We start from the raw sequence: 20,425 nt of genomic DNA, 5'->3' as shown, positions 1-20,425 counted from the left end.
GCATCCTGCGGTGTCCTAGCTTGCATTCGGAGTTAAGTTTTGTGGCAACACTGACTTTGAGTTAGGGGAACGGAGATGGCTATAATTTGCCTCGTGGAGATGACCTCTGGAGGTCGCGATGGCACGTCCCCTAACCCCCGACAATCAGACCCTGAGTCGTCCATGGACATGGCAAGATGGGCTGATCATTCTGGCCTTGATTGCCCTGATCTTTTGGATTGTCAACACTGCTGCTCAGTTTACAGGAAAGTACGATTCCACGATTACCATTCAGCTCAGTCCAAGGGTACTGCCGAGTTACACCGCTCAAACCCTCTTGCGGATGCTGATTGCCTACATCATCTCCTTGATGTTTAGCATCCTCTATTCCTACATTGCCTACTACAATCGCACGGCCGAAAAAATCCTGCTGCCTCTGCTGGATATTCTGCAATCGATTCCCGTGCTGTCCTTTTTGCCGGGGGTGGTGCTGGCACTGATTGCCCTCTTTCCGGGGAGCCGTCTTGGGGTGGAGCTGGCAGCCATCATTCTCATCTACACGGGGATGGCTTGGAATATGACGTTTAGCTTTTATCAGTCTTTGATTAGCGTGCCTCGGGAGCTGCGGGAGGTGGCAAAAATTTATCGGCTAGGGTGGTGGCAGCAGGTGTGGACGCTGGATTTGCCGGCGGGTGCCATTGGCCTGATCTGGAATAGTGTGATGTCAGTGGCGGGGGGCTGGTTTTTCCTGATGGCGATTGAGTCCTTCACCATTGGCGAGAAAACGTTTACCTTGCCGGGATTGGGTTCTTACCTCGCGGAGGCAGCAAACCAGCAGGACTATGCCGCTTTGGCCTACGGTCTGGCGGTACTGATTAGTGTGATCATCATTGTTGATGTTTTGGTGTGGCGTCCCCTGATTGCGTGGGGCGAGAAATTCAAGATGGAAATAGTCGAGGCGGAGAATGTTCCTAAATCCTTTGTCCTCGATTTCCTGCGGCGATCGCCCACGTTGCGAGCGTTTCATCAGAACGTTTTTTCGCCCCTCTGGGAAGGCCTCGATGAGCAGTTGCGTCCAAAACAGCCACGTCAATTCTTTGCACCTGAGAAAGCCCAACGCAGTTGGCCGATCACGGCCATCATCCTGTTTATCTTTGCAGCGCTCGTTGGTTGGGGGGCGATTGCCTTTTTCCGTCAAATGTTTGCGGTCAATTGGCAAGATTGGCAGCGGATTGGCCTAGGAGCTGTGCTGACGACGACGCGGGTGGCTGTGGCTTTGACCCTATCCCTCCTGTGGACGGTGCCTGTCGGGGTGGCGATCGGTCGCAATCCCCGTGCTGCTCAAATTCTCCAACCGGTTGTTCAAATTGCGGCGTCCGTGCCGGCGACGGCTTTGTTTCCCGTGCTGCTGTTAACCCTTACTCGCGTGGGCGGGGGGCTGGAAATTGGTTCTGTGGCGCTGATGATGCTGGGGACGATGTGGTATATTCTCTTCAATGTCATTGCCGGTGCCCAAGCGATTCCCACAGAGCTATTTGAAGCGGCCATCGTATATCAACTGCCTTGGTGGCAACGCTGGCGTACCCTGATTTTGCCAGGGATTTTTCCCTATTTGATTACGGGCATTATTACGGCGGTAGGCGGAGCATGGAACTCCAGCATTGTCAGCGAGTATGTGGAATTTCAAAATCGCACGGAGCAAACCCTTGGCTTGGGGGCAACCATCTCGGCAGCCAGTGTCCAAGGTGATTTTCCTTTGCTAATGGCGGCAACCGCAGTGATGTCGTTACTAGTTGTCCTGACGAACCGCCTTGTTTGGCGCCCCCTCTACCGCTTGGCGGAAACCAAGTATCAACTGCTGTAGGCGGTGACGATGCGAGTCATTGGCCTGATGAGCGGTACCTCTGTGGATGGCATTGATGCGGCTTTAGTGGAGCTACAGGGGGGCGATCGCGACCTTCAAGTAGAGGTGCTGAATTTTTGTACGGTGCCTTATCCAGACAGCCTACGGCAGCGGATTCTTGAGGTCTGTGGTGACACCCCCTTGACCCTTGCTGAATTGGCAGAGTTGGATGAGGCGATCGCCGAGGCCTTTGCCCTTGCGGCGGAAACTGTTCAACAGGGCTATCCACGGGCAGATCTCATTGGCTCCCATGGCCAAACGGTTTTTCATCGCCCCCCTGCTGGCGATCGCTTGGGGTACAGTCTGCAACTGGGACGAGGAGATTGGATTGCTTGGCGCACGGGCATTACCACCATTGCTAACTTTCGTGCTCAGGATATTGCCTTGGGTGGTCAAGGGGCACCCCTTGTGCCACGGGTGGATTGGTGTCTTTTGAGTCATCCTACGGAAGTTCGCTGTGTGCAAAACATCGGTGGCATCGGCAATGTCACCTACCTACCGCCTCAACGAGAGGATCCCGACGGCAAAGGGGTCATGGGTTGGGATACAGGGCCGGGCAATGTCTTGCTTGATCTGGCGGTAACAGAGTTATCAGGGGGTGAATTGACCTATGATGCCGATGGCGCATGGGCACGGCAGGGCAAAATTATCGAACCATTGGTGGATCGCTGGCTGCAAGACCCCTTCTTTCACCAGCCGCCGCCAAAGTCCACCGGGCGAGAATACTTTGGTGTGCCGTTTTGGCAGCGATGCCACACTGATGCAGCGGGTTTAGCCCCTGCGGATCTCCTAGCGACGCTAACGGAATTTACAGCTCGCAGTATGGTTGAGGGCTATCGCCAATTTTTGCCCCAAAAACCACAGCGGGTCTTCCTCTGTGGCGGCGGTGCCCACAATGGATTCCTCAGGGAGCGCCTTCAGGTGCATTTAGGAGAAATCCCCGTGGAAACCACTGCTGCTGCTGGGGTACCAGTGGATGCAAAAGAGGCGATCGCCTTCGCCATTCTTGCCTACTGGCATGTGTTGGGATTGCCGGGAAATCTGCCCCAAGTCACAGGTGCTCGCCAAGCGGTTCCCTTGGGTCAGCGTTGGGTGGGACAGCCATGAAAACCCCATTTCCAGTCATTGTCACCACTGCTGAAATGCAAGCGATTGAGGCGGCGATATTCGAGGCCGGCCTCCCCGTTCCTGCCCTCATGGAAAAGGTGGGGCAACGCCTCAGTGACTTTCTCCAGAAGCATTTTCCTAGGCTGAAGTATTCCTATGTGGGTGTCTTGGCAGGCCCCGGCCACAATGGCGGCGATGCTTTGGTGGTGGCACGGGAACTATGGCACCGGGGCTATGGGGTGAAGGTCTGGCAGCCCTTTGAGCGACTGAAGCCCCTGACGGCGGATCATGCCCGCTACGCTCGCTTTCTCAGTATTCCCTTTATGGAGACGGTGGAGGCGTTGCAGGGGGTTGACCTAATCGTGGATGGCCTTTTCGGCTTTGGCCTAGAGCGACAACTGACGGGTGAACTTGCCGCTGCCATTGATCAGATCAACACTTGGCGACAACCACGGGTGAGCATTGATGTGCCTTCGGGGCTACACAGTGATACGGGAGCAATTTTAGGTACAGCAATTCAGGCCGATCGCACCCTCTGTTTAGGACTGTGGAAGCGAGGGCTACTGGTGGAGGAGGCACAGCCTTGGGTGGGGCAGGGGGTGCTCATCCCCTTTGATATTCCCTCGGCGGTGATTGAAGCGGCGTTGGCCACTGTGTCTCGGCGACATTGCTTAGATGCTTCCTGTTGGCAAGAATTACCCCTGTCGCGATCGCCCATTACCCACAAGTATCAACAGGGACAGCTTTTACTCATTGGCGGCTCTGCCCAGTTTGGCGGCAGTATTCTCCTCAGTACCCTAGCCGCCCGCTGTACGGGTGTGGGAATGTTGGTGGTGGCAGTACCCCAGTCCCTGAAGTCCCTTGTACTCTCACGAGTCCCCGATGCGATTGTTGTTGGCTGCCCCGAAACACCGAGGGGGGCGATCGCGCGCTTACCGGAAACCCTAGACTTGAGCAAGTTCTCAGCCATTGCCTGTGGGCCGGGGCTAACCCCTGAGGCAGTGGCGGTTGTGGAAACCGTTCTCAGGACAGGGCAACCCCTTGTCTTAGATGCCGATGCTTTGAATATCCTAGCGACACTCTCGCCGTGGCCGCTGCCCAGTGCCACAATTTTGACCCCCCACTATGGCGAATTTCGGCGGCTCTTTCCAGATCTGGTGACAGCAGGGGGCGATCGCCTCGATCAAGTGACCACCGCTGCCGCCCGTAGCAACGCCATTGTTCTTCTCAAGGGCGCACGCACAGCCATTGCTTCTCCCAGTGGTGACCTCTGGATCAACCCCCACAGTACGCCGGCCCTTGCCCGAGGGGGCAGTGGCGATGTCCTTACAGGTCTCATGGGCGGTCTTTTGGCACAGCAGGAGGCCCTCAGCGCCACCTATTGTGGGGTTTGGTGGCATGCCCAAGCTGGCCTTGAAGCCGAACGAGAAGCCACTTCCTTGGGGGTCTATCCCGAACAGCTCATTGCCCACCTCTTACCGACGCTGCGCCGTGCCCTAACCGCTAGCGTTTAGCTTTTTGGCCAAGAGTTGATTGGTTAACTTCGGATCGGCTCGCCCTCCTGTTTTCTTCATGATTTGGCCAACAAAGAAGCCCTGAAGTTTTGTCTTGCCAGCGCGGTATTGCTCCAGTTCATTGGGGTGGGCCGCTAGCACTTCATCAATCATTGCCTCTAAGGTGGCAACATCAGAAATTTGGCTGAGGCCTTTTTTCTCCACCAAGGCTTTTGGGGAGCCGCCTTGAGCCAGTAATTCCGGCAGCAGATCCTTGGCCATTTTGCTACTGATGGTGCCCGCCTCAATGAGTTGGATCAGTTCTGCCAATTCGGCGGGCTTCAGGGGCAGGGTCTCGATCGCCAGCTTTTGTTCCTTGAGATAGGCAGTAATATCCCCCATGATCCAGTTGGCCGCCAATTTCGGGGGTGCCCCGGCGGCAACGGTGGCTTCAAAGTATTCGGCAACGGCTCGCTCATCGGTGAGCACACGAGCATCCTGCGGTGGTAAGCCCCACTCGGTTTCGTAGCGGTGACGCTTTTGCGCCGGCAGTTCAGGTAGATCCGCACGCCATGCCGCCAGTTGCTCAGCACTGACTTCAATCGGGCCGAGATCGGGTTCAGGAAAGTAGCGGTAGTCACTGGAGCCTTCCTTGACCCGCATGGTTCGCGTTTGCTGAGTGGCCTCATCCCAGAGGCGGGTTTCCTGAACAATCGGTTCACCGGCTTTGACGGCCGCCACTTGCCGCTCAATTTCATAGTCAATGGCGCGTTGGATGGCACTAAAGGAGTTCATGTTCTTAATCTCGACCTTGGTGCCAAAGGTGTTGCTGCCCACCGGCCGCACCGAGATATTGACGTCGCAGCGTAGTGATCCCTCCTGCATATTGCCATCGCAAACCCCCAAGTAGCGGAGGATGCGTCGCAGTTCTTGGGCATATTCGGCAGCCTCTTGACCCGTGCGCAAATCTGGCTCGGAGACAATCTCAACAAGCGGTACACCGGCGCGGTTCAAATCCACAAGGGAGTAGGTGGAGCCAGACAGGCGATCGCTCCCCGCATGCACCAGCTTGCCCGCATCTTCTTCCATGTGCAACCGAGTAATACCAATTTTTTTGCGACGGGCGGTGCCGTTTTCATCCACCAATTCAATCTCTAGATAGCCATGCTGGGCAATGGGCAGGTCGTACTGGGAGATTTGATAGTTTTTCGGCAAGTCAGGATAAAAATACTGCTTGCGATCGAATTTGCTGTAGGGGGCGATCTGACAATTCAGGGCTAAGCCCGCCTTTACGGCATACTCGAGAACCTTTTCATTCAACACGGGGAGTGTCCCCGGCAAGCCTAAACACACTGGATCAATGTTGGTATTCGGGGGTGCGCCAAACTGGGTCGAGCTAGACGAGAAAATTTTTGTTTCGGTACTCAGTTGGCAGTGAATCTCTAGGCCAATCACCGCCTCGTAGGTAAGACTGGCGGGATCCACAGGGGTGGGTTCAGGCGCAACGGTTGCTACCTGCTGCGTCGAGGTTGATGGAGTGGATTTCGACGCTTTTGATGTTTTTGACGTTTTTGCTGCTTGCCGTTTGCTTGATTTTGCCTTTGCCATCAGAAACTCCACAAGGATACCGCCACTATAAAGCAGCTTACAGCCCTTTTCCCAAGGATGGAACAGGCTCAAGGCTGTGAGAGCAAGTGCAGGAGAGCATTTGATTTCTTAGATCTATATCCATTTTCAGAAAAGGGCTGTCTTCAGGGGGGGGGAATTTAGGTGCGACGGCCGCGCTCTTCAATGGGCACATAGGGTTGATTGTGGGCACCCGTATAGACCTGAGTGGGACGGTAGATGCGATTGGCCTCTAATTGTTCCTTCCAGTGGGCTAGCCAACCGGCAACGCGGGCGATCGCAAACACCGGCGTAAACAGATCACTGGGAATCCCCAAGCGCCGATAGACCAGACCCGAGTAAAAATCCACATTGGGATAAATCCCCTTGTAGCTCAGGTACTCGCCCACCACCTCCTCCAGTTTCAGGGCAATGTCATAGTAGCGATCGCCCCCAAATTTATCAAACAACTGTTCTGCCAGCTTCTGCAAAATTGTGGCGCGGGGATCTTTGACCTTATACACGCGGTGACCAAACCCAGCAATTTTTGTCTTATTGCGAACGCACTTTTCTACATAGGGACGCACATTCTCGACACTGCCGATTTCTTCGAGCATATTGATCACATCTTCATTGGCGCCGCCATGAAGGGGGCCGGCAAGGGTACCCACCGCCGAAGCAACCACGGCGTAGGGATCCGTCAATGTGGAGGCCGTCACCCGTGCCGAGAAGGTGGAGGCATTCATCGTGTGCTCGGCATGCAGAATCAGGCAAATATCAAACACCCGTGCTGCAAAGGGATCAGGACGTCGCTCATTGAGCATGTAGAGAAAGTTGGCCGCATAGTCCAGCTCATCACAGGGCATGACCGGATCATTCCCCTTGCGGATCAGTTGAAACGCCGCCACCATGGTTGGGATTTTGGCCAAAAGGCGGATCACCGCTGCCCGAATGTACTCTGGATCGTCGAGTGCCCGCCGCGAATAAAACAGTCCCAAGGCTCCCGCTGAGGCCTGAAGGGCATCCATGGGGTGGCCACTGTCAGGAAAGCATTTCATCATGTCGCGAATGCGGTATTTAACGCGGCGATGGTAGGTAATGTCGTGTTCAAACGCCTCCAATTCTTCCTTGGTCGGCCAGTAGCCCCAAATCAACAAAAACGCAGTTTCCAAAAACGTGCTTTTTTCCGCTAGCTCCTGAATCGGGACACCGCGGTACTCAAGAATACCGGCTTGGCCATCCACATAACTAATGGCCGATTGAGCAACAGGAATACCGTCAAGACCAGGGCTAAATTCGCAAGCAACCATGCGCGCGTGTCCTTAAAAAGGGGCAAACTGAATCGCAATTGCAGTATCTATCAATTTTAGGGGAGAGGGGAAAGATGTTGGTATGTTAAGCTGCATTCTCCCTTCCTTCAAGTTTTGCAACGTTTTGTCGAGGGAAGGGAACGGCCTCGCTACGATCGCGATCGGACATCAAAATGCCTTCGCCCAAGGAGTTGACGCGATGAAACTTGCCTACTGGATGTATGCAGGACCGGCTCACATTGGTACCCTGCGCATTGCCAGTTCCTTCAAGAATGTTCATGGCATTATGCACGCGCCCCTTGGGGATGACTACTTCAACGTCATGCGATCAATGCTCGAGCGAGAGCGCGACTTTACCCCTGTGACCGCCAGTATTGTCGATCGCCATGTCCTCGCCCGCGGCTCCCAAGAAAAAGTGGTGGACAATATCACTCGCAAGGACACTGAAGAGCACCCTGATTTAATTGTGCTCACCCCCACCTGCACCTCCAGCATCCTCCAAGAAGACTTACAAAATTTTGTCCAACGCGCCAGCCTCAGCACCACGGCCGATGTCCTTTTGGCAGACGTGAATCACTATCGGGTCAATGAATTGCAAGCCGCCGATCGCACCCTTGAGCAAATTGTGCAATTCTACATTGACAAAGCCCGCCGCCAAGGCACATTGGTGACAACTAAAACCCCGACGCCCAGTGTCAACATCATCGGCATCACCACCCTTGGCTTCCACAACCAGCACGACTGCCGCGAACTGAAGCAACTCATGGCCGATCTTGGCATTCAGGTGAATCTTGTCATTCCTGCCGGTGCCAGCGTCCACGACCTTGCCCGACTGCCCCAAGCGTGGTTTAACCTTGTCCCCTATCGAGAAATTGGCGGTCTCACCGCCCGCTACCTAGAAACCGAATTTGGCCTGCCTAGCGTCAGCATTACCCCGATGGGCGTGGTAGAAACGGCTCGCTGTATTCGTGCCATTCAAGCGGTTCTGAATGCTCAAGGCGCCAACGTTGACTATGAAGCCTTTATCGAACACCAAACACGGGAAGTGTCCCAAGCCGCTTGGTTCGCTCGCTCGATCGACTGCCAAAACCTCACTGGCAAAAAAGCTGTTGTCTTCGGTGACAATACCCATGCCGCAGCCATGACGAAAATCCTCAGCCGGGAAATGGGCATCCACGTGGTTTGGGCAGGCACCTACTGTAAATACGATGCCGACTGGTTCCGCGCTGAGGTCGCTGGCTTTTGTGATGAGGTGCTGATTACCGATGACCACACGGTGGTTGGGGACGCGATCGCCCGCGTAGAACCTGCTGCCATCTTTGGCACCCAAATGGAACGCCATGTCGGCAAACGTCTCAACATTCCCTGTGGCGTCATTGCTGCCCCCATCCACATCCAAGACTTTCCCGTGGGTTATCGCCCCTTCTTGGGCTACGAAGGCACCAATCAACTGGTGGATTTAATTTACAACTCCTTTACCTTGGGTATGGAAGACCACCTGCTAGAGATTTTTGGCGGCCACGACACCAAGGAAGTCATTCACAAAACCCTCTCTGCCGACTCAGACCTGACTTGGACAGCCGAGGGCTTGGCAGAATTGAACAAGATTCCGGGCTTTGTGCGCGGCAAGGTGAAACGCAACACTGAGAAATTTGCCCGTGAACAGGGCATTACTGAGATCACAGTGGAAGTACTCTACGCCGCCAAGGAAGCGGTGGGTGCCTAAGCTGCATCGGCAGTGCCAAACCTGCATAAAGGTTATCTTTGCAAGGTATAGGAGCTAGCTCTAGCTCTTAATTAGCAATTGCTATGGTGCTGCTGAAACGCTTGGTTGCTCTCGGCTTGATTGCAGCAGGGGTAGGGGTTGCGCCGGGTGCCCTTGCGCAGCGATTGCCCCGTTTACGTCAAGGGATGAGTTATGCCGATGCCCGCCAACGCCTGATTGATCGTGGTTGGCAACCGGTCGTTAATCCTGCCATGCTGAACGCCACAACAACAACGCCGATTGTGGCCTATCTCCTCAGCCAAGGCTACAGCGAACTGATGGGCTGTCAACCTGTGGGGGTAGATATTTGTGCCTTTCAGTTTCGCAATCGCAAGGGGCATCTCTTGGAAATTGCTACCGTAAATTTGCCCGTACTCCCCGGCGGCACGGTTACCAGTTGGGCACTGCGGAAAAATTCTCCCTAGGCAATTCTTGCGTATAATGGGGAGCCGTAACCTTTTTCAAGGAACCGCAGTATGGTGTCTTCTCCGATTAAGCCTGAAGCCCCTGTTCGTCACGATGTCAAAGACTTGAGTCTTGCCCCCTTAGGACAGCAGCGGATTGAATGGGCTAGTCGGGAGATGCCAGTCCTGCGGCAAATTCGCGATCGCTTTGAAAAAGAAAAGCCCCTTGCCGGTATTCGCTTGGCTGCCTGCTGCCATGTGACCACAGAAACCGCCAATCTGGCGATCGCCCTCAAAGCCGGCGGTGCTGACGCAGTTCTCATTGCCAGTAATCCCCTCTCCACCCAAGACGATGTGGCCGCTAGCCTAGTGGTGAACTACGGCATTCCCGTCTTTGCCAAAAAAGGGGAAGACACCACCACCTACATGCGCCATGTCAACATTGCCCTTGATCACCGTCCTAACATCATCATTGATGACGGCTGTGATGTGGTCGCCACCCTTGTCAAAGAACGCCAACACCAACTCAGCGACATTATTGGCACCACCGAAGAAACCACCACTGGTATTGTTCGCCTCAAAGCCATGTTCCGCGAGGGCGTTCTCACCTTCCCCGCCATTAACGTCAACGATGCCGACACCAAACACTTCTTTGACAACCGCTATGGCACCGGTCAATCCACCCTCGATGGCATCATCCGCGCCACGAACATTCTCCTTGCGGGTAAAACAGTTGTTGTTGCTGGCTACGGCTGGTGCGGTAAAGGGACAGCCCTACGGGCACGGGGCATGGGTGCCAATGTGATTGTGACAGAAATTGATCCCGTGCGGGCGATTGAAGCGGTCATGGATGGCTTCCGTGTCATGCCCATGCTGGAAGCTGCCCCCCTTGGCGATATCTTTATTACCGTCACCGGCAATAAGCATGTGATTCGCGCCGAGCACTTTGCCGTCATGAAAGACGGTGCCATGGTAGCCAACTCCGGTCACTTTGACATTGAAATTGACCTCGCCACCCTAAAAAACCTTGCCAAAGAAGTCCGCGTTGTGCGCAACTTCACCGAAGAGTATATTCTTCCCAGTGGCAAGTCCATCATTGTTTTGGGCGAAGGGCGACTGATTAACCTTGCGGCTGCTGAAGGCCACCCCGCCAGTGTCATGGACATGAGCTTTGCCAACCAAGCCCTTGGCTGTGAATATCTCGTCAAAAATAAAGGTCAATTGGCTGCCGGTATCCACCCCATTCCCGCAGCAGTGGATCAAGAAATTGCCCGTTTGAAACTCCAAGCCATGGGCATTGCCATTGACACCCTCACTCCGGAACAAGTGGAGTACATGAACTCTTGGACTTCTGGCACTTAGGCGCCTCCCTCTGGAAAATTACCGACCATAGAGCATTTCGTGCTGCATCCTAACTAGGGCTAATCTCAGGGTGCAGCTTTTTATTTATTGCTTAATTCATTGTCAACGGCAACTTTTCTCTAAAAGTGTTAGCTACCTCAACGGGATGTCATCTTGTTATGGAGCAGTTTTAACTGTTTGGGTTGTTTAGTCAAGTTCAATACCCTGCACCGGCACTACCATTAGATACGGTTTCAGCATACTTTTAATACAAAAACTGTATAGAACCAAGAAAAATGTAGCAAAATTTACAAATGTTCATGGTTCAGGTGCCTAAATTGGGGTTTCAAGGAACCCGTTAAAGACAAGGGCAACAACCGTGAGCAACAAAATTGAAGCCATTAAAAAAGAAAAAGATGGCTTAGCGGTTAAACAAGAGCTAGAGAAATTCGCAGCCATGGGCTGGGAAAACATTCCTGAAGCCGACCGCGATGTCCGCCTCAAGTGGCTTGGGATTTTCTTTCGTCCCGTCACCCCCGGCAGGTTCATGATGCGGCTGCGGGTACCCAATGGCATTCTCACCAGTCAACAACTGCGAACCCTTGGCGAAATTGTGAATCGCTATGGCGAGAACGGCAATGGTGACATCACCACCCGTCAAAACATTCAGATTCGGGGTCTGCTCATTGAGGATATTCCCGAAATCATAGGGCGGCTGCAAGCCTGTGGCCTCACCTCGGTGCAATCTGGCATGGACAATGTGCGCAATCTCACCGGCTCTCCTGTGGCGGGCATTGATGCGGCTGAACTCATTGATACTCGCCCCCTGATTATGAAATTGCAGGCGATGATCACCAACAATGGTCAAGGGAACCCCGAATTTAGCAACCTTCCCCGCAAATTCAACATTGCCATTGAAGGGGGGCGGGATAACTCTGTCCATGCCGAAATCAACGATGTGGCCTTCGTACCTGCCTATCGAGACCAGCGCTTGGGCTTCAATGTTTTGGTGGGAGGGTTCTTCTCGGCTCGTCGCTGCGCTGCCGCTATTCCCCTTGATGCGTGGGTTCCCCCTGACGACGCCGTGATTCAACTGTCGCGGGCAATCCTTGAAATTTTCCGGGATCATGGCCTGCGGGGGAATCGCCAAAAAGCGCGTCTGATGTGGCTGATTGATGAGTGGGGGATCGAGAAATTCCGAGCAGCCGTAGCAGCTAAGCTCCCCTTTGAACTCCTCAGTGCGGCACCCAAGGATGAAATTGACTGGGACAAGCGAGATCATCTAGGGGTGCATCGCCAAAAACAGCGGGGGTTGAACTATGTGGGACTGCATGTACCCGTGGGGCGACTCTATGCCGCTGATTTCTATGAGTTGGCTCGCCTAGCTCAAGTCTATGGGCAGTCGGAAGTGCGGCTCACCGTGGAGCAAAATGTGATCATTCCCCATGTACCTGACGCTGTTTTACCAAGTCTGCTGCGCGAACCTCTCCTCAGTAAGTTTCGGCCTGAACCCCCGCCCCTAGAGCGTGCCCTTGTTTCCTGTACAGGAGCACAATTTTGCAACTTTGCCCTCATTGAAACCAAGAATCGTGCCCTCGCCCTTGCCCGCTGGCTCGATCAGCAACTGGTGGTACCTCAACCAGTACGCATTCACTGGACCGGCTGCCCCAATTCCTGTGGTCAACCGCAAGTGGCCGATATTGGCCTCATGGGCACCAAAACTCGTCGCAATGGCGAAACGGTGGATGCTGTGGATTTATACATGGGCGGCAAAGTGGGCAAGGATGCGAAGCTAGGGACTTGTGTCAAGAAAGGCATTCCCTGTGACGAGCTGCCAGAGTTGCTGCGGCAACTATTGATCGACCACTTTGGGGCACAACCCATTCAGGAAACATCACCACCTCCAACCACGCCATCCGTGGTCATGGTGGTTTCCTAGTCTTGCTTTCTGTTGTTGATTTAGTTAATTCAGGAACTCTCAACCTATGGCTAATCTTTCTCGTCGTCGTTTTCTCGTTACCGCTGCTGCCACCACCGCTGCTACTCTTATTGCCCATGGCTGTAGTAACCAGCAACAAACGGGTCAAGTTGCGCAGCCCACAACAATCGCAGAAACCCCGGAGGTAACCACTGCAAAACTCGGCTTTATTGCTCTGACGGATGCGGCGCCTCTGATTATTGCTAAGGAAAAAGGCTTATTTGCCAAATACGGCATGCCGGATGTGGAAGTCGTAAAGCAAGCTTCTTGGGGCGTTACCCGTGACAACTTGGTACTGGGTTCAGCCGGCGGCGGGATTGACGGTGCCCACATCCTGACACCCATGCCCTACCTGATGACGGCGGGAACCATTACGGGTGGCAAAAAAGTGCCGATGTATATTTTGGCACGGTTGAACACAAACGGTCAGGGCATTGTCTTGGCCAATGCTTACAAAGATTTGAATATCAGCACGGACAGTAGCCCCCTGAAGGAGGCTTTTGCAAAGACGCGAGCTGAACGGCGTGCCCAGAATCAGGAAGAGCAGATCAAAGTGGCAGTGACATTTCCGGGCGGTACCCACGATCTGTGGATGCGCTACTGGCTGGCGGCCGGCGGCATTGATCCTGAGAAGGACGTTTCTGTGATTGTTGTGCCTCCGCCGCAAATGGTGGCCAATATGAAAACGGGAACCATGGAAGCCTTCTGTGTGGGTGAGCCATGGCCCCAACAAACGGTGAATCAAAAGGTGGGGGTTGGTGCGATTACCACAGGTGAATTTTGGCAGGATCACCCAGAGAAATCCTTGGCTTTGCGGGCGGATTGGGTTGATCAGCATCCGAAGGCCACTAAAGCTCTGTTGATGGCTGTAATGGAAGCCCAACAGTGGTGCGACCAGCCTGAAAATATACCAGAAATGGTGAAACTGATTGCTCAGCGGCAATGGCTCAAGGTACCTGAGCAGGATATTCTGGATCGCTCCCTCGGCAAGTTTGACTTTGGCAATGGCCGCACCTTTGATAACCCTAATCTAGCGATGAAGTTCTGGCGAGACAATGCCTCCTACCCTTACCAAAGCCATGAGCTGTGGTTCCTGACGGAGGATATTCGCTGGGGGTATTTGCCTGCGGATACAGACACCAAAGCCCTCATTCAAAAAGTGAACCGCGAAGATCTGTGGCGCGAAGCGGCTAAAGCCATGGGGGTGCCCGCCGCAGAAATCCCCACAACCACGTCACGAGGAGTGGAAACGTTCTTTGATGGTGTGGCCTTTGATCCCCAAAATCCCCAAGCTTACTTGAGCAAGTTGGAACTCAAGAAAGTGTAGATTTCCACCGTAACTCAGAAGGAAGAAAACAATGGCAAGTCGTTCTCTTGGTTTGAGTCGTCCGCGGTGGCACCGCTGGCTAAAGGGCTTAAAACGTTCGCAGGTATTCCGCAAGGTGATATTGGGCGGTGTGGGGGTACTGTGCTTTTTGGTGATTTGGCAATTTGTCTGCATGGCAGGTTTGCTCCGCTTACCAGCGCCCCTGACTGTTATTACTGACACTTGGGAGTTGATCATTGATCCCTTTTATCAAGGGAGTGGTACCGATGTGGGATTGGGGTGGCAAATTCTCACCAGTCTGCGGCGGGTGGCTATTGGCTTTTCCTTGGCAGCAGTTATTGGGGTAGGGCTAGGAATGCTGATTGGCTCTAGCCGGGTGCTCTACGATGCAGTGGATCCTATTCTGCAGGTATTGCGTCCAGTGCCGCCCCTTGCTTGGTTGCCCATTTCCCTTGCGGCTCTGCGGGACAATGAACCAGCAGCGATTTTTGTGATTTTTATTACGGCAATTTGGCCGATTATCATCAACACGATTGTCGGTGTACAGCAAATTCCCAAGGATTACAAAAATGTGGCACGGGTGTTGCGGCTCTCTCGCAAGGATTATTTCCTGAATATTCTCGTGCCAGCAACGGTGCCCTATGTGTTTACGGGGCTGCGGATTGGTATTGGTCTGTCGTGGTTGGCGATTGTGGCGGCGGAGATGCTCATTGGCGGTGTCGGCATTGGCTTCTTTATTTGGGATGCTTGGAACAGCTCCCTAGTCAGTGAAATTATCGTTGCCGTGATCTACGTGGGCATTGTCGGCTTGGTCTTGGATCGCTCGGTGGCCTTTGTAGGTCGCTTGCTTAGCCACGGCGAAGAGGTGCACTCTTAATTCCCTTGAGCGCCAATTTTCCTCAATTGTCTTGATTGTCTTGAACGTTAGGTTGATTAGCCCTATGGCCAAGTCTTTGCCTTTCATTGAAATTGACCATGTGGATCAGGTCTTTGATCTGCCGGGGGGCGATCGCTACATTGCCCTGAAGAATATTCACCTCGAAATCCAAAAAGGGGAGTTTATTTCCCTTGTGGGTCACTCCGGTTGTGGCAAGTCCACCCTGTTGAATATCATTGCCGGGTTTCAGCGGCCTACCAGTGGCGGTGTGGTAATGGCAGGACGGCAGGTGACTCAGCCAGGGCCCGATCGCATGGTGGTGTTCCAAAACTATTCACTGCTGCCTTGGAAAACGGTGTACCAGAATGTGGCCTTGGCGGTGGCGTCAGTGTTGCCCCACCTCAGTAAAAGTGAACAGCGGGCACGGGTGGAGGCAGCCCTGCAACAAGTCCATCTCAGTCAAGCCAGAGATAAATTCCCTGCCCAATTGTCGGGGGGGATGAAGCAACGGGTGGCGATCGCCCGCGCGCTTGCCATTGATCCTCAAGTCCTTTTGCTGGATGAACCCTTTGGTGCCCTCGATGCCCTGACCCGCGGATCGCTCCAGGACGAATTAATGCAGGTGTGCCAAAGCAGCGAAACCACTTGCATTATGGTGACCCACGATGTGGATGAAGCGCTGCTGCTCTCGGATCGGGTGGTGCTGCTCACCAATGGCCCTGAAGCCCACATTGGCCAAATTCTCAAAATTCCCTTTGCCCGCCCCCGCAATCGCCACGATGTGCTCAACCATCCCAGCTACTATGGCCTGCGCAATGAGATGATTGCGTTTCTCAATCAACAGAAACGCCGCCGCCCGCCTTTGGAGGTGCCCACGGCTGCGCCAACAGTGCCAGCAGGCCTGACCCTTGGCTTTATGCCCCTGATGGACAGTGCGCCGCTGATTGTTGCCAAGGAAATGGGCTTCTTTGCGAAGTATGGCTTGGAGCCGGTGACGCTGCATCGCGAAGAAAGCTGGCAGGACTTGGTGATGGGGGTGATCACGGGTCGCTTGACGGGCGCTCAACTGTTGGCGGCTATGCCCTTGGCGATGACGTTGGGGCTAAATGGTCAACCCCCCCAACCCCTCATGACTTCCTTGGTGCTGAGTCGCAATGGCAATGCCATCACCTTTAGTCGCCAGTTGTGGCAGCAGGGGGTGAAAACGGCTGAAGATCTGCGCGCCTATATTCAGCGCACGGGCGATCGCCCCCGCTTTGGTGTGGTTCATGCCGCATCAATGCACAACTTACTCCTGCGGTACTGGCTGGCAGCCGCCGGCATTGACCCCGATTACGATGTCGAGTTGTTGGTGATTCCACCGCCCCAAATGGTCTATCACCTCAAGGCCGGCCACATCAGTGGCTTTTGCGTCGGTCAACCTTGGAATTCCCATGCAGTGCGCGAAGGTATTGGGGTGGTTGTGGCAACGGATCTGGACATTTGGCCGGGGCATCCAGAAAAAGTCTTGGGTATGCGTCCCGATTGGGTTGAGGCCAACCCGCAGCAGCATTTAGCGCTGGTCAAGGCATTGATCGAAGCCTGCGAATACTGTGACACCATCAAGCATCGCGCCGAAATTGCCCAACTGTTGTGTCGCCCAGAGTATGTCGGCTGCACCCCTGAGGATGCCTATGCGGGGTTTGTTGATCCCCTCGATTGGGGAGATGGCATTGCTGCTGCTTTTCAACCCCGTTTTCACCAGTTCTATGTGGATCGCTCCCCCTGTCCTGGGCGATTGGAGGGGCTGTGGATCATGACCCAGTTGGCACGCTGGCAACTCACACCCTTTCCCAAGAATTGGCTGGAAATTGTCGAGCAAGTACGGCGAGCTGATCTCTTTGGGGCAGCAGCACGGGATCTCAAGGTGCTCGATAACGAGCCAGACCGCTGTACATTTGCCCTCTTTGATGGACGCCTCTTTGACCCCGACAATCCGTTGGCCTACATTGAAGCGGCGACTATCCGTCGTGCCCTTGACATCCGAACCGTTGACCCATCCGCAGTTGCTGCGGTTTAAGTTTTGTCCTTTACCGAATCGCACCCTATGGAAACCCTCTATCGTCTTGACCCTCGCCTGACTGCTACCCAACACCTGCGTATTGAAGGGGTGAGCAAGTCTTACCCTAGTGCCAATGGCACCCATGTGGTGCTGGAGGACATTCACCTTGAGGTGAGTAGTGGGGAATTTGTTTGTTTCATTGGCCATTCTGGCTGTGGCAAAACCACCCTCCTGAATATGGTTGCGGGTTTTACAGCGCCAACACAAGGGGAAATTACCCTCAATGGCGTGCCTGTGCGTCGTCCGGGGCCTGATCGCATGATGGTGTTTCAAAACTATGCGCTGCTGCCTTGGTTGACCGCCTACCAGAACATCGAGCTGGCAGTGAAGGCGGTTTATCCGCAGAAGACTCGGCAACGGCGCCGCCAAATTGTGGAGGAGCATTTGGAACTGGTGGGACTTACGGCGGCTGCCCATAAGCGCCCTGCCCAACTTTCGGGGGGGATGAAACAGCGGGTGGCCATTGCCCGTGCCCTTGCGATTCGCCCTGAAGTGTTGATTTTAGACGAACCCTTTGGTGCTCTCGATGCCATTACCAAAGAGGAGTTGCAGGATGAACTCCTGAAAATTTGGCGCAGCCACCGCCTGACGGTATTGATGATTACCCACGACATTGATGAAGCGCTGTACCTAGCGGATCGAGTGGTGATGATGACCAATGGCCCTGCCGCTCGCATTGGCGATATTTTGAAAATTCCTTTTCCGCGGCCACGGCGGCGATCGCAACTCCTTGAGGATCCGCAGTACTACCATCTCCGCAACCAAGTAGTTGACTTTTTGTACACGCGGTTTGGGCACTAGAGAGAGTATGAGTACCCCACGGGTTGGCTCGTTGGCCGTCCAGTCCAGTCGTTACCTCTGCTACTACCGCAACACTAGCGACAGCATTCAGCAGATTTACTTGTCAAATCAGCCCACGTGGCAACGGGTGGTGTTTCCGGGGCAGCAGCTTTTGTTCCATGGTGATGCCACAGCGGATCTGATCATTTCCTCGGAGCAAGGGGTCAGGTGCTGTCCCTGTGAATCCCTACGGATTGAGGAAAAAGGCCGTTCGGTGCCTGAACCAACTGAGCCTGTGTCCTCCCTGTGTCCCTACTGCGGCGTCGGTTGTGGCTTGGAAGCAGTCCCCCAAGGTAAGGGGAGCTATAAAATTCGCGGCGATCGCCAGCATCCCTCCTCCCAAGGCATGGTCTGTGTCAAGGGGGCAACGATTTTGGAAGCCCTTGATCGCGATCGCTTGGCCTATCCCCTCTGGCGAGAGCGACTGGATCAGCCCTTTACCGTAATTTCTTGGGACGAGGCCATGACCCGCCTTGTGGAACGCATCGAATGGGTGCGCCGTCAGCAGGGGGCTGACGCCATTTGTATGTACGGTTCCGGGCAATTTCAAACCGAAGACTACTACGTGGCACAGAAACTCCTGAAGGGGTGCCTCGGTACAAACAACTTTGATGCCAATTCCCGCTTGTGCATGTCCTCGGCGGTGTCTGCCTACATGGCTAGCTTCGGTGCCGATGGTCCGCCTTGCTGCTACGACGATTTAGAGGCCACCGATTGTGCCTTTTTGATTGGCACCAATACTGCTGAATGCCACCCCATTGTCTTTAATCGTCTGCGCAACCACCACAAGCGCGATCGCCGCGTCAAGTTGATTGTTGTGGATCCGCGGCGCACCCCCACAGCAGAAGTCGCAGATCTCCACCTTGCGATTCGACCAGGTACCGACATTGACTTGCTCCACGGCATTGGCCACCTGCTGCTGCAATGGGGACAGATCGATGCGGAGTTCATTGAGGAGTGTACTGAGGGCTTTGCCGAGTATGTAAAGCTGCTAGCAGCCTACACCCCAGAATGGGTGGCAGAACGGTGTGGCATTGCTCAAGGCGATCTCGAACAGGCAGCTCGCTATTGGGGTCATGCCCAAGCAGTACTCTCCCTCTGGTCAATGGGCATTAACCAATCCGCTGAAGGGACGGCGAAAGCCCGCTGTCTCATTAACCTCCACCTATTGACGGGGCAAATTGGCCGCCCAGGGAGTGGCCCCTTTTCACTGACAGGGCAACCCAATGCCATGGGAGGACGCGAAGCGGGGGGGTTAAGCCATTTGCTGCCGGGCTATCGCCAAGTGACGAATCCCCAGCATCGCCAAGAGGTGGAGGACTTTTGGGGGCTGCCGCGAGGGCAAATTAGCGATCGCCCCGGTCGTACCGCTTGGCAAATTGTCGAAGGTTTGGAACGAGGGGAGGTTGGCTTATTGTGGATTGCTGCCACCAATCCTGCGGTGAGCTTCCCCCATTTAGAGCGTGCCAAGGCGGCCTTTCTCAAATCTCCCTTTACCGTTTATCAGGATGCCTACTTTCCCACGGAGACGGCAGCCTATGCCCACTTGATTTTGCCGGCAGCTCAATGGAGTGAGAAAACCGGTGTCATGACCAACTCCGAGCGCCGTGTCACCCTTGCCCCCGCCTTTCGCTCCCCGCCGGGGGTTGCCCGTGCCGATTGGGAAATTTTTGCCGAGGTGGGTCGCCGCTTGGGGTATGAGCGTCTCTTTAACTTTGCCGATGCCGCTGCTGTCTATGCCGAATTTGTGCAACTCACTGCCGGTCGTCCCTGCGATCAATCGGGTCTGAGTCACGAGCGATTAGCCCGTTTAGGCGCTCTACAATGGCCCTGCCCGGCGGGTACCAGTGATGAAGAAGCCCGTAAGCCCAAACGCCTCTATACCGATTGGCGATTTCACACCCCTGATCAACGGGCACGTTTTTGCCTTGCTCATAGTCAAGGGGTGGCTGAACCGACCGATGACATCTACAGCTTTACCCTGACGACGGGTCGCCTCTACGGTCACTGGCACACGCAAACCCGTACCGGTCGCATTGCCAAAATTCAAAAAATGCACCCCGATCCCTTTGTGGAAATGCACCCCGACGATGCCGCAAACTTGCATCTCAAAGACGGGGATTGGGTAGAGGTGCGATCGCGCCGCGGTCAAGTGTGCCTGCCGGTCATCCTCACCAAGGCAATTCGTCCGGGAACCCTCTTTGTGCCTATGCACTGGGGCTTTCTCTTTGCCGATAGTGGTGAGGCAAACCAACTGACCCACCCCATTGCCTGTCCAGTGTCGCAGCAGCCAGAACTCAAAGCCTGTGCGGTGCAGGTGCTGCCCTTAAAATTGCGACAGACGCCCTATACCCCCACCGTGCAGGAAAGTGGTATTGCTCTCAAGCAATGATAG

At 54.4% G+C, this 20,425-nt stretch carries 14 protein-coding genes; 12 read left to right on the top strand and 2 right to left on the bottom strand.

The window, feature by feature from the left end:
* Positions 1 to 118: 118 nt before the first annotated feature.
* Genes NBE99_RS12925 through NBE99_RS12915 form a run of 3 tightly spaced genes read left to right on the top strand, consistent with a single transcriptional unit; the run spans position 119 to position 4,503 of the window.
* Positions 119 to 1,843 (top strand): ABC transporter permease subunit, encoded by a 1,725-nt coding sequence (locus NBE99_RS12925; protein ID WP_250682447.1) that lies wholly within the window; start codon positions 119 to 121, stop codon positions 1,841 to 1,843.
* A 9-nt stretch (positions 1,844 to 1,852) separates the two neighbouring features.
* The gene (locus NBE99_RS12920) at positions 1,853 to 2,989 is read left to right on the top strand and encodes an anhydro-N-acetylmuramic acid kinase (RefSeq protein ID WP_250682446.1); all 1,137 of its coding nucleotides are present in this window, start codon (positions 1,853 to 1,855) and stop codon (positions 2,987 to 2,989) included.
* Complete coding sequence (locus NBE99_RS12915; RefSeq protein WP_250682445.1) at positions 2,986 to 4,503, top strand: NAD(P)H-hydrate dehydratase; 1,518 nt, start codon at positions 2,986 to 2,988, stop codon at positions 4,501 to 4,503. The genes NBE99_RS12920 and NBE99_RS12915 overlap by 4 nt, the downstream gene beginning before the upstream one ends.
* Here the strand turns inward: NBE99_RS12915 and gatB are convergent.
* Together gatB and NBE99_RS12905 are read right to left on the bottom strand one after the other, a co-directional pair.
* Positions 4,486 to 6,090: an Asp-tRNA(Asn)/Glu-tRNA(Gln) amidotransferase subunit GatB gene (gene gatB, locus NBE99_RS12910; RefSeq protein ID WP_250682444.1), complete on the bottom strand. Its 1,605-nt coding sequence runs from the start codon at positions 6,088 to 6,090 to the stop codon at positions 4,486 to 4,488. The two genes, NBE99_RS12915 and gatB, sit on opposite strands and share 18 nt — an antisense overlap.
* A gap of 158 nt (positions 6,091 to 6,248) precedes the next feature.
* A complete protein-coding gene (locus NBE99_RS12905; protein ID WP_250682443.1) occupies positions 6,249 to 7,397 on the bottom strand; it encodes a citrate synthase in 1,149 nt (382 codons plus the stop codon).
* A 199-nt stretch (positions 7,398 to 7,596) separates the two neighbouring features.
* On the opposite strand from NBE99_RS12905, the gene bchB reads away from it, so the two are divergent.
* The 9 genes from bchB (at position 7,597) to NBE99_RS12860 (ending at position 20,422) form a co-directional block, all read left to right on the top strand.
* Positions 7,597 to 9,123, top strand: coding sequence for a ferredoxin:protochlorophyllide reductase (ATP-dependent) subunit B (gene bchB / locus NBE99_RS12900; RefSeq protein ID WP_250682442.1), 1,527 nt, complete (start codon positions 7,597 to 7,599; stop codon positions 9,121 to 9,123).
* 83 nt (positions 9,124 to 9,206) lie between these two features.
* Positions 9,207 to 9,587, top strand: coding sequence for a hypothetical protein (locus NBE99_RS12895; protein ID WP_250682441.1), 381 nt, complete (start codon positions 9,207 to 9,209; stop codon positions 9,585 to 9,587).
* A 51-nt stretch (positions 9,588 to 9,638) separates the two neighbouring features.
* Complete coding sequence (ahcY, locus tag NBE99_RS12890) at positions 9,639 to 10,928, top strand: adenosylhomocysteinase (RefSeq protein ID WP_250682440.1); 1,290 nt, start codon at positions 9,639 to 9,641, stop codon at positions 10,926 to 10,928.
* A gap of 358 nt (positions 10,929 to 11,286) precedes the next feature.
* Positions 11,287 to 12,846 carry a ferredoxin--nitrite reductase gene (locus NBE99_RS12885; protein ID WP_250682439.1) on the top strand — a complete coding sequence of 520 codons (1,560 nt, stop codon included), beginning with the start codon at positions 11,287 to 11,289 and terminating at the stop codon, positions 12,844 to 12,846.
* A gap of 46 nt (positions 12,847 to 12,892) precedes the next feature.
* Positions 12,893 to 14,212 (top strand): CmpA/NrtA family ABC transporter substrate-binding protein, encoded by a 1,320-nt coding sequence (locus tag NBE99_RS12880; protein ID WP_250682438.1) that lies wholly within the window; start codon positions 12,893 to 12,895, stop codon positions 14,210 to 14,212.
* A 31-nt stretch (positions 14,213 to 14,243) separates the two neighbouring features.
* Positions 14,244 to 15,089, top strand: a complete 846-nt coding sequence (ntrB, locus tag NBE99_RS12875; RefSeq protein ID WP_250682437.1) for a nitrate ABC transporter permease — start codon at positions 14,244 to 14,246, stop codon at positions 15,087 to 15,089.
* Between the two features lie 64 nt (positions 15,090 to 15,153).
* Complete coding sequence (locus tag NBE99_RS12870; RefSeq protein ID WP_250682436.1) at positions 15,154 to 17,148, top strand: nitrate ABC transporter ATP-binding protein; 1,995 nt, start codon at positions 15,154 to 15,156, stop codon at positions 17,146 to 17,148.
* 27 nt (positions 17,149 to 17,175) lie between these two features.
* Positions 17,176 to 17,991 (top strand): ABC transporter ATP-binding protein, encoded by an 816-nt coding sequence (locus NBE99_RS12865; protein WP_250683742.1) that lies wholly within the window; start codon positions 17,176 to 17,178, stop codon positions 17,989 to 17,991.
* 7 nt (positions 17,992 to 17,998) lie between these two features.
* Positions 17,999 to 20,422: a molybdopterin-dependent oxidoreductase gene (locus tag NBE99_RS12860; protein WP_250682435.1), complete on the top strand. Its 2,424-nt coding sequence runs from the start codon at positions 17,999 to 18,001 to the stop codon at positions 20,420 to 20,422.
* Positions 20,423 to 20,425: the final 3 nt, after the last annotated feature.

It is taken from the genome of Thermosynechococcus sp. HN-54, from assembly GCF_023650955.1.
GTDB lineage: Bacteria > Cyanobacteriota > Cyanobacteriia > Thermosynechococcales > Thermosynechococcaceae > Thermosynechococcus.
The sequence above is the reverse complement of the archived record's forward strand: the minus strand, read 5'-3'. Positions and strand labels throughout refer to the sequence as shown.

Bases quoted from the DNA above. Each gene is read 5' to 3' on its own strand.
- bchB (WP_250682442.1), top strand. From the start codon at position 7,597: ATGAAACTTGCCTACTGGATGTATGCAGGACCGGCTCACATTGGTACC.
- NBE99_RS12895 (WP_250682441.1), top strand. From the start codon at position 9,207: ATGGTGCTGCTGAAACGCTTGGTTGCTCTCGGCTTGATTGCAGCAGGG.
- NBE99_RS12880 (WP_250682438.1), top strand. From the start codon at position 12,893: ATGGCTAATCTTTCTCGTCGTCGTTTTCTCGTTACCGCTGCTGCCACC.
- ntrB (WP_250682437.1), top strand. From the start codon at position 14,244: ATGGCAAGTCGTTCTCTTGGTTTGAGTCGTCCGCGGTGGCACCGCTGG.
- NBE99_RS12920 (WP_250682446.1), top strand. From the start codon at position 1,853: ATGCGAGTCATTGGCCTGATGAGCGGTACCTCTGTGGATGGCATTGAT.
- NBE99_RS12870 (WP_250682436.1), top strand. From the start codon at position 15,154: ATGGCCAAGTCTTTGCCTTTCATTGAAATTGACCATGTGGATCAGGTC.
- NBE99_RS12865 (WP_250683742.1), top strand. From the start codon at position 17,176: ATGGAAACCCTCTATCGTCTTGACCCTCGCCTGACTGCTACCCAACAC.
- NBE99_RS12905 (WP_250682443.1), bottom strand. From the start codon at position 7,397: ATGGTTGCTTGCGAATTTAGCCCTGGTCTTGACGGTATTCCTGTTGCT.
- NBE99_RS12860 (WP_250682435.1), top strand. From the start codon at position 17,999: ATGAGTACCCCACGGGTTGGCTCGTTGGCCGTCCAGTCCAGTCGTTAC.
- ahcY (WP_250682440.1), top strand. From the start codon at position 9,639: ATGGTGTCTTCTCCGATTAAGCCTGAAGCCCCTGTTCGTCACGATGTC.
- NBE99_RS12925 (WP_250682447.1), top strand. From the start codon at position 119: ATGGCACGTCCCCTAACCCCCGACAATCAGACCCTGAGTCGTCCATGG.
- NBE99_RS12915 (WP_250682445.1), top strand. From the start codon at position 2,986: ATGAAAACCCCATTTCCAGTCATTGTCACCACTGCTGAAATGCAAGCG.
- gatB (WP_250682444.1), bottom strand. From the start codon at position 6,090: ATGGCAAAGGCAAAATCAAGCAAACGGCAAGCAGCAAAAACGTCAAAA.